Annotated in this window: 2 protein-coding genes; both read left to right on the top strand. The window is 59.3% G+C overall.

Features of this window, described 5'->3' with window-relative positions; all coding sequences use genetic code 11:
• Nucleotides 1-31: 31 nt before the first annotated feature.
• Nucleotides 32-8,020, top strand: coding sequence for an Ig-like domain-containing protein (locus tag FWD29_08135; GenBank protein ID MCL2803898.1), 7,989 nt, complete (start codon nt 32-34; stop codon nt 8,018-8,020).
• 864 nt (nt 8,021-8,884) lie between these two features.
• A partial coding sequence (locus FWD29_08130) for a hypothetical protein (GenBank protein MCL2803897.1) occupies nt 8,885-15,960 on the top strand: 7,076 nt, incomplete at its 3' end.

Raw genomic sequence — 15,960 nt, 5'->3', positions numbered from 1 at the left:
TCAACCAGTTGATCTGACCGACGCAGATTTGTTGGCCCTAAGCGCCCGGGCTGATAGGGCCGGTGGCGGCAGCGCCACCATTGGGAATTGGACCCGAACGGCGCTTGGCGTCTACACCGCCACCGTCATGGCCACCCAGGCTGGGGAGTACACCGTCGCGGTTTCGTCTGCTGCGACCACGCCTGCAGATGTGCCTTGGCAAACCAACCGCACCTTGCTTTTCGCGCCTGACGACACCGATTGGGACAAGACGCTTAATTCTTTGGAGACCAAGGACGGTGCTTCACTAAACGACGGTAAGGACACTGGTTGGGCCAAGATTACGGTCCAAGACCAGTATGGCAATACCAAGAGTGGCATCTCCAACGTTTGTTTCGTGTTTATGTACGCCTATGGCACTGGTGCGACTAATGGTCCACGTTGGGTGACTACTGGTGTGACTAGCCCGGCGGTTGATGGGCCAACTGTGGTGTGTGGCACGTCTAATGGCCAGGGTGTGGTTGAGGTTGAGGCCGTGTCGATGTGGGATTCGGGTGCTACGGACGGCTTTGAGGTTCAGGGCCGCTATGAAGATACGCCGGGTCACTTCATTTGGACGGATACTAATCCGCCTAACCAGAAGCATTATTTGAAGTTCTCTAGGGTTGGTGTTGACTCGAAGTATTCATGGTTCGAGGTGACCCAGACTGAGCCGCCGTCTGGCCCGGTGTTGGCTAACGGTGGCGACGAATACAAGGTGACTGTGTATCTACGTGATTCGAATAACAATGTGGTTAACGGTGGTTCAGCCCAGTTGTCGTTGACGGCTGACCCGTCGGTGACCTGGCCTACTGGCAGCCAGCCGGCAGCTAGCGGTGGCACTAACTTCACGTCTAACACTGCCGGTGTGGCCACTAAGACCATCACTTCGACGGTGAAGGGTATTTGGGCTGTCCGGGTGTTGGTTGGTGGGTCTGAGATCGGTTTGAATTCACCGACAGCCCAGGTGACCAGCCGTGACATCGAGTTTGTCAACGGCCCAGGTGTGGTCCGTAACTCGAAGCTGACTGATCCGGGTGAACTGAACTGGTCTATTGCGAATGGCAGCGATACGCAGAAGGTCACTGCTGAGATCCGTGATGACTATGGTCTGAATACGGCTGGCAACCTGGTCTCCGACCAGCCGGTCTTCTTCACTATCCCACGTGATGTCACGGCTAAGGGTGTTGGTGCTGGTGGCGCAGATGTTCCCGGACCAGCTACGTTCCCTGTTAGTACTGGTAGTTACGGTACGGCCCTGGATGGTGTGGCTGAGGTCTTCTTGGTTTCGTCTACGGCTGGTGACTATGAGGTCACGGCGACGATTGGTCAAGGTGGCCCGCAGATCACGACTGGGTCGCCGGCGACAGCTAGGTTCCGGCCTGGCCCGGATGTTAGTCCGGATACTTCGACACTGCGTATCACTACTACCGGTGAAATGGTGGCTGGTGAGCAGGATCATTGCGGTGAGATTATTATTCGCGATGATTCGGGTAACGTGATTGATAATCCGGCCCATCAGATCATGGTTTATGTCGAGTGGCGGGCCCAGAACACGACTGGGACGTGGCGTCAGGCTGGGTTGAAGACTGATGATGGTGTGGCTTTGATCTGTTTCACTGATGCTACGGCTGGTACTTATGATGTGCGTGGTGTGGCGGCTTCACAGGTGATCTCTTATGCCACTGGTAGTGCCCGTCAGGTTGTGTTCAAGGCTGGTCCAGCGGTTTGGACTAATTCGACGTTGACTACTTCGACTAACCCGGTTTTGGCTACTGGGGCGGCGGAGCATTTCCATACTGCGACTGTGGTGGTGCGGGATCAGAACGATAACCCGGTGCCTGGTGTGCCGGTGCGGTTGATGGTGACGCAGGGGAGTGCGGATGTTGATGGTCCGTGGTTTGGGGCTAAGAACGCTAACAATTACATTGATTTGGTGACTTGCCCGGTGAATCCGACTGGTGCGCCGGCTTGGTGTACTCAAGGTGGGATCTACTATCCGGGTATGGTGACGGCTGAGATTCGTTCGGAAGAGCCGGGTAGTTTCGTGGTGACGGCTTCTTCAGCCGGTAACCGGATTCCGGATGCGAATACATCGCGGACTATCGCGTTTACGGCTGGTGAAGTGGATCCGGATAAGTCGTCTTGGACGGTGTCTAGGACTTCGACTAATACTGAGCCGGACAGGGTGGTGGCTGGTACTGATGATACTTGGGAGGTGGCGGTTGAGGTTCGTTCGGCCGCTAATATCAAGGTTGATGGGGCTAGTGTTCAGCTAGATCTTTCGGCTGCGGCTAACTCGCCTTTGACGGTGGTTGAAACTAATCCGAATATGACTGGTGCTCCGTTGGCTGGTGAGTGGGGTGTGTTCCGGTTCCATGTCAAGTCTTCTGCGCCTGGTACTTTCCAGTTCCCAGTACAGGTGCTTTTGACCGGTAATGTGTGGGCGGATATTGTTCACCCGCAGGCCATGGCCACCATCACCTTCACGGCTGGCGCCGTCGACCCAATGCGGTCGTGGCTGGTTGAGCCCGGCACCTCGCAGTTGGTTGGCACCGACCAAGTGGTCCAAGTCCGGGCCAACGACTCTGGCGGCTACCCGGTTGAAAACGGCACCGCCGTCCAGTTTGTGGTTCCGCAAAACGTCACCGTCCGTGGCGTTGGCACCGAGGCAGACAGGCCCGGCCCGGCCACGGTCACCAGGCTGACCACTGGTGGTATCGCCACCTTGACCGTGGTTTCATCCACCTCTTCGGCCAGTCAGGACGAGGGCTTTGCCATCAGGGCCAGGGCGGCCGGTTCGACTGACTACATCGTCAACGTGCGTCAAGCCTCGGCCCCAACAGAGGCCGGTCCGGTTGTGCGAACCAACACTGAGGCCCGCGTTTGGTGGACCGCAGATGTCGGCAACGCCATCGAGTCGAGCTTGTCGATCACTACCACTGGCACGCGCATTGCCGACAACATTCAAACCCACACGGCTCAGGTAGTGGTTAGGGACACTAGCCGCAACTTGGTAAGCGGCCAGAAGGTCTTCTTCTCCTTCAATCCGGTCGGTTTGGCGGCTTCGAGCTGCGTCGCAACTTCGAACGCCAATGGCGTGGCGACCTGCAACTTCGCCTCAACTGTGGCTGGCACCGTTTTCGTTAGGGCTTATCTGGGTGATACCGGCACCGGCCCGGAGGTCTCCGGGTCGCCCAAGACGGCCCAGTTTGTCCACGGCGACGTTGATCCGCAACGGACAGTCGATTCGTTGGTCACAGAATCCGGTGCGGCCAGGGCCAATGGCACCCAGTCGCGTTGGGCTCGCGTCACTGTCCAAGACAAGTACGGCAACCCGATCCAAGGCCAGTCGATCAACTTCCATCTGATGTGGGACCAGGCCGGCTCGGGTATTGATAACGGCCCGCTTTGGGATAACGCCATGTCCGGGCCGTCGACCAAAGCCGGCGCCTCAAGCAGCACCGGCGTGGCCCAGGCGCTGGCCTATTCCTACTTCGCTTCGCCAGATGTCGACCTGACCGGCTATGACGTCAAGGCCTCAATGGTCATAGGCAACACCACTTATTGGTCAGACCAGGCCAAGAAGGTCGCCTTCACCGATGATGCGCCGGACGCCACCAAGTCGTGGTGGGCGGTGGCCAGGACGGCTTCCAACCCCGACGCGACCAAGGTTGTGGCCAATGGCTCCGACTCGTACACGGTCATTGTCAATCTGCGCAACATTGACGGCAACCCGGTCTATCTTGGGTCGGCCGTCATCACGGTTACACCTTTGGGACCGATCGGTGCGCCTTACACGGTGGTTTCCAACAGCGGCGGCACCGGCACGGCCACTATTCGTTCCACTGTGGCCGGTGACTTCAAGGTCACGGTCAAGATCGGTGGCGACTCAGTGGCTACCCCGGCCGTTGGTTCGGGCCTTTACGAGGCTACGATCACCTTCGCACCGGGTCCATTTGACCAAGCCAATTCCCGTTTGACCGCGCCGGCCAGCCCGGCGGTGGCCAACGGCACCGAAACCCAGGTCATCCGGGCCACGCTGCGTGATGCCTACGGTGTCGAAGGGGCTGGCAACCTGATTGGTGGGGCTCAGGTCCGTTTCGCGGTTCCGGCCAACACTTCGGCTAAGAACTGTGCTGAAGCCGCCAGTGTGAGCGGTGGAGGCGGTGCCGTTTGCACTGTGGCCACCGGCAGTTCCGGCGCCAATCTGGGCGTGGCCGCGCTGACCCTGGTTTCGAACACGGCCGGCACTTACAACGTCACGGCCGCGGTTGGCACTACTGCCATTCAGACCGGTTCGCCGGCCCCGGCCAGGTTTGTCTCCGATGTCACGGTTGACCCGACTCGCTCGTCCCTGGTTTTGGACACCTTGGGTCAAGTCATGACGGTTGGCGATGAGCAGCACATTGCTCGGGTGACCATCCGTGACGCCAGTGGCAACCTGATTGACCGGGCTGACGCCCAGGTTAATGTGGTCCTGAAGTGGACGCTGAACACCGACCCAAGTTACTTCGGCACCAAGACCGTGCGCACGGACGCCGGCCTTGCCATTATCAACTTTGGTGAATTCAAGGCCGGGATGTACTCGGTCAGCGCCACGGTGGCCACCGGCACTATCAACGGCAGCCCGCAACCGGCCGCCTTCAAGGCTGGCGCTCCAGCCAGTGCCGAACTGACCGGTTCAGCCGGACGGGTTCTCAACAACGGCACGGCCAGGCACTATGCCGAGGTTCTGGTGACAGACCAATACGGTAACGCGGTTAGCGGAGTGACGGTCCGGATGCAGCCAAGTGGCACCGGCCAGATTCTTTATCCGGCCGCTGTCGCGCCTGGCAGCACCACCGACGTGGTCACCTCGGCCGCCGGCTTGGCCCGGGTGGAGTTGAGCGACATGCGGGCGGAAACCGTTCTGCTGCGCGCCACCTTGCCCAACGATTCTGCGGTGACGCCGCCGGCCGCACCGGCCCAGCTCGAGTTTGGCCCGGACGCACCTGATGCCGATACGTCGACCTTGGCGGTGGCCAAGGGCACGGCCACAGGTCCAGGTGCTTGTGTCGTGGCTAACGGCACTGATACGTGGACCGGTACTGTCACCTTGCGGGACTCTGGCAACTTGCTGGTGCCCAGCTCTGGTGTCGGCATTACCGCCGCCAGCCAGGTCACCGTTAGCCCAGCTGGTCCGTATTTGACCAACGCCAGCGGTCAGGTTGTGGTCACCTTAACCTCAACCTCGGTTGGAACCTTCAATGTTTTGGCGCAACTCGGCACTGCCAACCTTTCTGGTAGCCCGGCTGAGGTCGCCTTCTGCGCTGGTTCGGTTGACGGCAAGGCCTCATATTTGGTTTCGCCCACCGTCAAGGCCACGGCCAACGGTGTCAACACTCAGGTCATCACGGCCTTCATCCGTGACGCCAACAACAACCCGGTGGCTGGTGCCCAAGTTGAGTTCCAGGTGCCGGCCAACACCACAGTGGCCAACACCACTGTGACCGGTCCGGCCCCCCGCGTTGTCACCGCTAACAGTGACGGCGTAGCCGAGCTGGTTTTGGTTTCGACCAAGGCGGCGGTTTACGACGTGACGGCTCGGGTTGGTTCGACCGATGTCGAAACAGACTCGCCGGCCAAGGCCACCTTTGTGGCCGGTCCGGTTGACCGCAGCCGGTCAAAGGTTGAAGTGATTGGGCCTGATTCCAAGACGGCCGATGACGATGACGGCTTTGTCGTCAAGGTTACGTTGGTCGATGAGTTCGACAACCCGGTGACTGACGAGGGCGGCCGTGAGGTCACGCTCGAATTCACCAACGGCGATTCGACCGAAACCATCACCACCACCATTGGTGACGATGGCACCGCCACGGTTAGGTTCGACACTGATGAGGCCGGTACTTGGGAAGGTAAGGCTGAATTCGACGGCGAGCAGATTGGTTCGGAAGTCGAAGTGGAGGTCACCCACGGTGCCTTGTCGGTGGAGGATTCGCTCTTCGACACCTCTTCGTCGTTGACTTTGGCTGACGGCGAGCGCTCGCATGAAGTCAAGCTGATCCTGACCGATTCCCACGGCAACCCGGTGCCAGATGTTGAGGTAACCATCGAGGTGTCTCAGGGTTCATCCGATGTGCCCGGTCCGTGGTTCGGGGATGACAAGACCGCCAAGACGATCACGTTGAGAAGCTGCCCGCTGGTGCCAGTGGCTACGACTCCGGCTTGGTGTACCCAAGACGGTGAATACATCCCGGGTCTCATTTGGGCTGACATCCGGTCAGATGAGCCCGGCACCTTTGAGGTCAAAGCCACCACCGGCACAGGTGAGACCTTCAACGGTCCGGGCGATTCTAGGGAAATTGGCTTCACCGCTGGTGCGGCTGATCCGTCCAAGTCAAACTGGGCGGTTAGCCCCAACCCAAGCGATGCGGCCACCAAGGTCAGCGCCAACACGGCTGATTCTTATGCCGTCACCGTGACGGTGAAGTCGGCTTCAGAGCTTCTCGTTGACGGGGCGGCGGTTCGGTTGAACTTGACTGGTGTGCCGGAGCTTTCCACTGTGGAAAGCGCACCGTTCGCGACCGGCAGCCCGCAAAACCCGGTCTGGGGTGACTTCACTTTCCATGTCAAGTCGACTAAGCCCGGCACCTACAGCTTCCCGGTTCAGGTCAACGTCAACGGCACCTGGTACAACATCACCAAACCGGCCGCCCAAGTGACGTTGGTCTTCGTGGCTGGTGATGCCAGCACCTCGACTTCGACTATCGCCACCAACCGTGGCTTTGTTGAGGCCAACCGTCTGGACACGACCGCCCGCGGTGCGCTCGACCAGGCCACTTTGACGGTGACGCTGCTTGATGCCTTTGGCTTCCAGCTGGCCAATCCGGATTCCGTGGTCACGGTCAGTACCGCCACCACCGGTGTAATGGTCCACGATGGCGGTGTTGCCACCAACAACCATGACGGCACATACACCATCAAGGTTTCCTCGGAGGTGACCGGTGATGTTGTCTTCGGCTTCGCCATTGACGGTGCCGCCGCCACTAAGACGGTGACGGTCAAGTTCGTGCCTACCCCGCCGGCCCCGGTCTTCGATACGGCCATGGCTAGTGCGGGCAAGCTCAGTGGCACGGCCCTACCAAACCACCGTGTTGAGGTCTACGCCACGGGTTCTGATACGCCGCTTTGCACTGCGACATCGGACGCCCAGGGCAAGTGGTCCTGCACCTTCGAGGCGGCCTTGGAACATGGCACCTCGCTTTATGCGGTGGCCCATAACCTTGAGTATCTTGATTTGACCGTCCACCGGACGGCAGAGGAGATCGCCAACCACACCTTCACCTCGGTCCAAGCCCCCATTACGGTCAAGGCCACCGGGCCCAGCTTGAAGCCCGAGCCGTCTGATGGCACTGTCATCAACGGCGAGGGCGATGCCGGTGACACCATCACCGTGACTGACAAGGGCGGCAAAGTGCTTTGCACTGCCGTGGTCGACCTCAACGGCCGCTGGTCCTGCAAACTCAGCCAGAAGCTGGCTGAAGGCACTATGGTCACCATCACCGCGACCGACCCGGCCGGTAACACCACTGACAAGCAGTGGCGCATTGGCCTGCCGGCGGTGGCGCTGGTTCACCCGACCCGTTACGTTGGCGAGCAGCAGGTGGCCAGCGGCATCAACTTCCAACCCGGCGAAACGGTTGAGGCAGAAATGCAGTCCAACCCGTTGAAGCTGGGCTCAAAGGTGGCAGATGCCAACGGCAAGGTGACTTGGACCTTCACTATTCCGCAAGGCACTGACCTGGGCACGCATTCAATTGTTATGACCGGGCCAGATTCTGGCACGGTCAGCGCCCAGTTCCAGGTCATCGACCGGCCGGCTCCACCGGCCAAGGCCCTGCCGTTCACCGGCACTGATGTCATGAAGCTGGCCGCCGTGGCCTTGCTGGCGTTGCTGGCCGGCTGGTGGCTCATTCTGGCCGCCCGGCGCCGGCGCCAGCAGGATGGCCAAGCCGCCTAGACAGCATTGTCAAAAACTAGCCCGGTGGGGTGTCGTCAAAAAGGCGGCACCCCACCGGATGTTTAGCCTTCAGACCCGGGCGGCGGCACGGGGCGTGGACTTGACGGCCGGCGCCAACCCGGCCGCTGTGAGGCGCGTCACAGCACTTCAAGTATTACTGCCTGCGTAGAAATGCGCAAAGCCGCGACACCCGCGTCATGCCCTGCCGGTAAGGGCCTCTCTTCTACATGCCGGAAGCTGCCTCTGCCGGGCATGTGACCGGTGTCACATTGGCCAAGTGGAGCGAAAGTTGAAGGACGTGATGGTTGGTATTTCTCGTTACAGGCAGCAGGTTAGGCCTGGTGCTGGCGCAAAATGCCTTGTGCCTGCCCAAGACCTCCCACCAGCAAAAATACTGGCAAGAATTCAACTGCGTACTACCACCCATGTCTGCGCACCTATTGGCCGAATTATCGATAGTTTTAACCCTGTGCCGTCGCCCCTGATGGCAATGAAAACGGAGAATAAGATGCGCGAGGGACCCCTGGCCTCGACAACCGAATCAGTTCGGCGTTGCTCAAAGGAGGAGCTACGTCGATCCGTTTTGCCTGTCCGCATTTTGTTTTCAACCATTTCTCCCCACCCGGCCTGCCACTACCAGGCCCCTAAAGCACTCACAGCCGGGCGCCCTGCCCGCGTCCGTTTGTCACTACTAGCCACCAACCCTGGCGTTATTGCCGCCCCATCGAAGTCAAGGAAGCACTCATGAACATGAACTCGACATCCGGTTCCTCAGTCTCATCCGACGTTCGGCGTCGTTTTGGCCGTCTGGTGAGGCCTGTGACCTTGTTGGTTGCTGCGGCGATAGGTCTAGGGGGGTTGAGCGTGGCTCAATCCTGGATGGGGCAGCAGGCTGCCAGTGCCGCCAACAGCACGATGAGCTGGAACACGACGCTTTGGCAAGGCGCCACCCAGTTCAACCAGGACTGGTTATATAGCGCTTTCAACACCACTGGTTTTGTGATCAAGAACCCCAAGGCCACTAACCTGACTGACGCCGGCTACACCCAAGTTGCCTGGACCGGCTCCAGCTTCTCCAACGGCTTTGCGCCCACCACTATGGCGATTGGGCCCGAGCGCGACTCTGGCGGCAACTTCACTGGCCGGTTAGTTGGCTACCTCTGGGCCTGGGGAGGAACCACCGGAGCTGGCGGTGGTCAGGCCGTCTCGGTTCACAAGGTCGTGCCGAATGACCCTGTGGGCAGGGAGTTCTTCGTCGACTGGAACACTGGTAGCGGCTACAACTATTGGTCTGGCGGCGAGGCTTTCCAGGGCACCGGTGAGTTGTACTTCTCTCCTGGTGAGGGCAACTATGTCAACAACAACCGGACGGGGACTCCGGGTACGGCTCAGATGCAGATCTGCAAGCCTTGGGTTCAGAACGCCAACCTCAGGGCCGAGTGCCGGCGGGCCACGGCTCTGCGGCCAGCGACCGACGACGACCGGTTGGCGCTCAACAACCTCTACACCTACAACTTCACCATTGGTTCCGATATGGCCTTGGACGCCGAAGGTAACGCCTATCTGCTGGCCTCGAACGGCGCCTACAGGTATCTAATCAAGGTCAAGCCTGGAGCGCACGGCACCGATTGGTATTTCCAGAAGGTCTTGCAGTGGAATAACGGGATTGGTGCGGTCACCTATTGGGGTATGGCTTTCCACGATGGTCTGATTTACGCCCGGAACCCCGGCAGCCTTGTAGTGATGAACCCGTTGACCAAGCAAATGACGACAACTCCGTGGAGTGTCGAGGATTTCCGTGACTTGGCTTCAGCTCAGACTGCTGGCACTATTCGCGGCACCATCTTCAACGACCTCAACGGTAATGGCGTCAAGGATGCTGGTGACCCGGTTCTGCCTAATATGACGGTCGAGCTGTACAAGCAAGGGCAGACCGGACCGGTCTCGGAGACTCAGACCGATGGTTTGGGTGAGTACAACTTCATCATTGATCAGACAAATAATGTTGATTGGTATGTCCGGGTGAAGCAGCCCAGGATTGATGGCTATAACGCCAGGCAGACTTATGCCGGTGGTTATTCCAGCTTTATCGACATCAATGGTGATCCTCAGCGCGGTACTGCCAACGTCGTGACGCCAAGGTGTTTGGGCCAAGCCACGAGTGCAGGTTATGAGGGTCCGTGTCTGGGCGCCCGGACTGACGGGATTGATCCTTCGAGGCAACTAAGCGCAACTGATGTGTTCACTGACACTGGTGCGTTGGTTGTTACGAAGGTGACTTCGACTACCTCGGAGCAACTGTCTGTGGCAGATTTCGGTCTCTCCATCTACGGTTCCTACGGTGACGCACCTAACGGCAACGTTGGCGGCACCACCTACTCCTTCCCCACCACCCGGGCGCAAAACGGCCCACTGTCCTTCCAAAGGACCTCCCAAGGTGAGCTTTTCCTTGGCGACACACCTGGAGCCTACGACAACGGCATCAATGACCCCGCCGCCGCTGCCCACGCCACTGATAACGGCCTTCAGGTCAGGGATTCTGGTGCGCCTGACACCGCCTGGGTCTCGGCACAGGACCAGATTCTGGCCGTTGGCGGCATGTATGACTTCCGCATCCAGGTTTCCGGCGCCAACGCCTCGACAGCCAACGCCAAAGTTTGGTTGTCGCTGCTCTCCAGTGGCCAGCCCACCGGTACTTTCACCGCGGCACAGACTTTCCCGGCTGCTGCCTCGGTTCCGGACGTCAATGGCTACATTTACCACTACGGCTACCAGGTCGGCACCACGGCCGGTATCAGTGGCCTGCAGCATGTCTTTGCCCGGGCTCGGGCCGGCCTCAATTGGGACACCATTACTATGGATAAGCCGACTGCCGGCTTTGACTGGAATACCACACCGTGGGTCCAAGCTGGTGAGGTTGAAGACTATCGCATGGCCGTGGCCAACGGCACCATCAAACTCTTTGCCAGGACGCTGACAAATAGGCCGGCTTCCTTTAGCTATACCCTCACAAATGTGTCCCCGACGGCTCCGTCATCGGCCACCGACAGCATTACGACAAACCCGGCCTCGACCTTCCAGCCGTCTAACCAAGCCCACGCTTTTGAAAGCACCAATCAGGCCATCACCATTGGGCATTCTTCGATTCCGACCAATTGGCGTCTCTTGGTTGAGGACGACTACCTCCTTACGGAACACACCTACTGCCAAAGGGCAGACGGCACCCGCATTGACGTTATCTTCCCGGCCGGCGGCACCTCGCTGACAATTCCGGCCAGCGAGGTTCGGCAGCAAGCCTCACTTAGTTGCTTCTTTACTTACGTTCCCCCGCCCGACCCGACGGAGTCATACATTGTCACTTCGCCTACGCCTGGTTCCAGGGAGATCAAGGTTGGCGGCGGCGCAACCAATACCTACACCATCGAGGCCCATCCCATGGCATTCTTCCCGGATCCACCACCCGGTGACAGTGTGCCCTTGCCGTACCAATCCATCAGGATGACGCTTGCCCCGGTAGCCGGTTCTGGAGCCACTGCCACCGGCGCAACCTTCGCTGATGGCACCCAAACGGCCACCTGCTTCACCGGGGCTGCCGGCACGTGCAGCCTAGAAGTCACAGCAACTGTTGCGGGCACCTATACCGTCACAGCAGCCTTCGTGATTGGTGGCACCGCGACAAACTTTGGTCCAAATGATGGGTCCGCTGCCGATAATAAGGGGACCGACAGGCCCGAGCGACGGCATCCAGCAGCGCTGGTCTTCGGCGCCGGCCCGATCTGTACTCCTGGCGACCCGCCGCCCTGCGCCTCGGCCTATGACATCGACAACACCGGCACCAGGGAAGTCGTGATGGACCTGTCGGATCACTCCCAGGATCGCACCGGCACCATCCAGCTTTCGGACGACGCCGGTAACTGGGTCTCTCAGCCAAGCTCTGACTTCACCTGGACCGTTCTGGCCGGTACCAGAGAGCTGACTCGTGACGTCGACTACTCCATCGCTGGCCCAACGGAATCGCCCACCCAGCCCGGCCGCTACACCTTCACCATCAACTCCAAGGTTGCCGGCACCCTGCAGGTCAAACTGGAGGTTCCCGATGGCACCGGCACCAAGGTCATGGGCATCAAGGACGCCACCTTCAATCCCGGCCCGCCCTGTACTCCGTTCCCGTCCGAGAACTACACCATTAACAACACCGGCACAGTCTATGTCGGAGACTCTCGCACCGGCCTGATCAAACTGCTCGACTGCGGCAACAACCCCCGTGGGGGTGAAGCCTCGAACATCACGTTCACCGTGACAAAGGGTGGGGCACCCGTTACTTCTGGTGTCACCGTTGTGGCAACCGAGAACGCCACCTCGCCGGGCAACTACGACCTCGTGGTCACTTCAACCGTTGACGGAACCTTTGACATTGAGGCCACCTGGTCCAAGGATGGGACGACACGCGATCTGGGCACCAGGCCTGCCACTTTCACTGCGGGCGACATCTGCGAGCCAGGTTCGGATCCGAAGTGCACGTCGACGTACACCATCGACAACACCGGTGAAAAGATCGCCAACAATAGTGATACCCGCCTGGGTACTATCAAGCTTGCTGATCTTGAAGCCAACCCCATTACCGGCATGGTTTCCACCGACTTCACATTCACTGTCACGCTCGATGGCGGCGGCGCGCTCCTGGCTACCGACTACACCATCACTGGCCCAACCGAAACCAGCACTCTTGGCACCTACACCTTTACGATTAGCTCCAAGAAAGCCGGCACTTTGAAGGTCAAGCTGGAAGTCGACGGCACTCAAATGGGCACCCAGGACGCCACCTTCGTGGCCGGCCCCGTCTGCGACCCGTCCCCGGACGAGAACTTCACCATTGACAACACCGGCACAGTCAATGTCGGTGGGTCACGCACTGGCCTACTCAAGCTGCGCGACTGCAATGACAACATTATTTCCGGCGAGACCGGCAACATTTCCTTCACCGTGACCAAAGACGGCTCTCCCGTCACGTCCGGTGTCACAATCACTCCAACTGAAACCGTTGCGGGTTCTGGCGACTACGACTTGGTGATTACATCCACGGTCGACGGAATTCTGCAGGTCAAGGCCATCTGGACAAGGGGTGGCACCACGGTCGAATTGGGTCCGCGGCCCGCCACTTTCGGCATCGACGTTCCCATCTGCCTTCCGGGTGACCCGGATCCGGTCAGGTGTCCCTACGTCTCCAAGTTCGACATCATTGACAAGACGCCCAAGCCCTTTGCCGACTGGGGATTCTCTGCGGCATCGAGCAGCTGGGGCTTCTACGTGGGCGAGGTAACCCTTTACGCCTCCTATGGCATCACAATCAAGAACGCCGCTGGACCAGGTGGTCCGGTGATGCTCTCAGATGTAACCGCCTCGCCACTGCGCCCGGACGGTGCCAGGTTCTGGCCCTTCCCATCTGCCCCGACATCGCCCTATGACTCCAACCCGACGCAACTAACCTGCGTCGCGCCTCTAGTTGGCGGACTATGCGTCGATGGCGTTTACAACATCAGGATCTATTCGATTTATGGTTCACAAGATGGCAGCGACATCAGGCAAATCAAGGCCTCCTATTTCATGGGCGGCAGCACCTGGGACGAAATCGCCACCAAGGAAGCCTCCTTCGACGTTGCCGACGTGCCTGGCAAGAACAAGACCACGATGGTCATTACTCCGGTTGGACCGCCTCTGCGACCAAACAACTCCGATGCCTACACCGTGACCGTTACGGTGATGGACGAGGGTGGCAATAACCCAATTTCCGGTGCTACCATCAACTTCTCAGTTGCCGACGCGTCAACGCCTCCGGGCGGTGGCGCCAGCCTCAGCATTACCAGCCAAAACACCTCGGCCGCTGGTATCGCCACGACAGAGGTGACAGCAGGGCCGCCGAACGGTAGCTATGAGGTTTCGGCCAAGTATGCCCAGGACAGCAATAATCATGTCGGGACCCCTGCTTCTTTGCCGGCCAACCAAAAATCGCCGCAAACCGTGACCTTTGAGACGGGCGTCATTTCCGTCGTCAACTCGACCTACAAGGTTCAAAAAGCCCCCATCGTCGCGGACGGCACCTCGACTGGGACTATCACAGTTTGGCTGAGGGACGACGACGACCTGCCGGTTGGCGGCAAGGCTGACTGGCTCATGGCCACTGGGCCAACTTTCAGTCCGCTCGTCCTCAGCGAGTTCACTGAGACTGGTGTTGGCGTCTACACTGCCACGGTCTCAAGCGATACCCGCGGCGACTACCTGATCGAAGTTTGGGTCTTGGACCCGAGCTGGGGAGACTGGAAGCTCGTCGTTCTTGAGGGGCCAGCAGGGGAAGAGAACGACATTGCCCACTTCGTTTCTGGCCCACTGTTCGACTGGGACATCTCGATCGCGCCTTGTGAGGCCATCAGTACACTCCATCCCAGGGTCTATGCCGACGGCACTGACTGCTACAAGGTCACTGTTGTCCTACGTGACCAGACCGGCAACCCAGTGTCAGATTGGTACAGCGCCACCCCGCCGCTAAACAAGTACTCAGCCAACGCCAACCTTCCCGGTGCCAGCATTGGCACGGTCCCGACGCAGACTACGGAGGGCACCTACACCATCGACGTCACCTCTACTGAGATTCGCGACTACGTGCTGAGCTTCTACTACGGACCTACGGCCACGCGGACTCTTTTGACACCGACCCAGCCGGCCTCGTTTGGCGCAGAACCGCCTGATGTGGACAAGTCCACCTTCACGCTTGATGCCGGCCCCAAGCGGTCGAACAATCCAGATTCGTACTACACGGCCACAGTGAAGTTGGTTGATCCTAAGGACAGGCCAATCACCGATGCCTTGACCGGGCCAGCCAAGTTGAGCATTGAAACCCATCCAACGACCGGTTTGGCGAACATCGAGTACAAGAATTGTGTTCAAACAACCGCTACCTCGGGTATCTACACCTGCGAGGTTTACGGTGTGGCCCCCGGTAACTACACCCAAACCCTGGCGGCTTGGGTTGGCGGCCCGCCTCTGGGCTGGATGCTGACGCAGACGCAAGATGCCGCCTTCCAGGACACCCCGGATTGGACCAAGTCAACCTTTGAGGTGTCACCGGTTCCGGGCACCCCTGTGACGCCTGCTAACTCGGTATTGGTCGGGGGTACCGACACCGGTATCATCACGGTTTACGTGCGTGACCAAGACGGCGCCCTGATGGACTTGCCTCAGGATCAGCTAGACGCCCTGACGGCTGAGGCAAAGAATGCCACCGGCGTGGCGGCCACGGTCGCCTCGGGCCCTTGGACCAAGGTGGCAGGTACCACCGGCACCTACACCAAGCGAGTCTGGACCAACTTAGCTGACATATTCACGGTCACCGTCACGTCGACTTACAAGTCGCCGGCGGAAAGCGCCACAGCCGGAAGCAATGACAAGGTGCGGTTCCGGCCAGATGTCCCACACATTCCTAATACGCTGAATTCGTTGGAGACTAAGGATTCGACGAGCGCGGCTGATGGTTATGATCTTGGTTGGGCTCGTGTCACGGTCGTGGACGAGTACGACAACCTGCTTCCTAATGTGAATGTGTGCTTCAATTTGATGTACGCTCATCCAACTCCGGGGCCAAACGCGAAGGGTCCGCGTTGGGATGATGGTTCGGCTGGTGCGCCTGGGTTGAATGGTGCAGTCCCAACGATTTGCGCCAACTCGGGTGCCGATGGTGTGGCCCTAGTCAATGCGGCTTCGATCTTCCCGTCGGAAGGTGAAGGTTTCGTGGTTAGGGCCTCCATAGGCACCGAAATGACGACTGTGGCGCATCAGAAGTATTTGAAGTACACGTTGAATGCGGTTGATCCTACTAAGTCGTATTTCACGGTTCAGCAGAGTTCACCGGGTACTGGTGATGTGTTGGCTAATGGCTCCCACTATTA

Source organism: Micrococcales bacterium (assembly GCA_009784895.1).
Lineage (GTDB): Bacteria > Actinomycetota > Actinomycetes > Actinomycetales > WQXJ01 > WQXJ01.
This window is presented reverse-complemented; position numbering and strand designations above follow the sequence as displayed.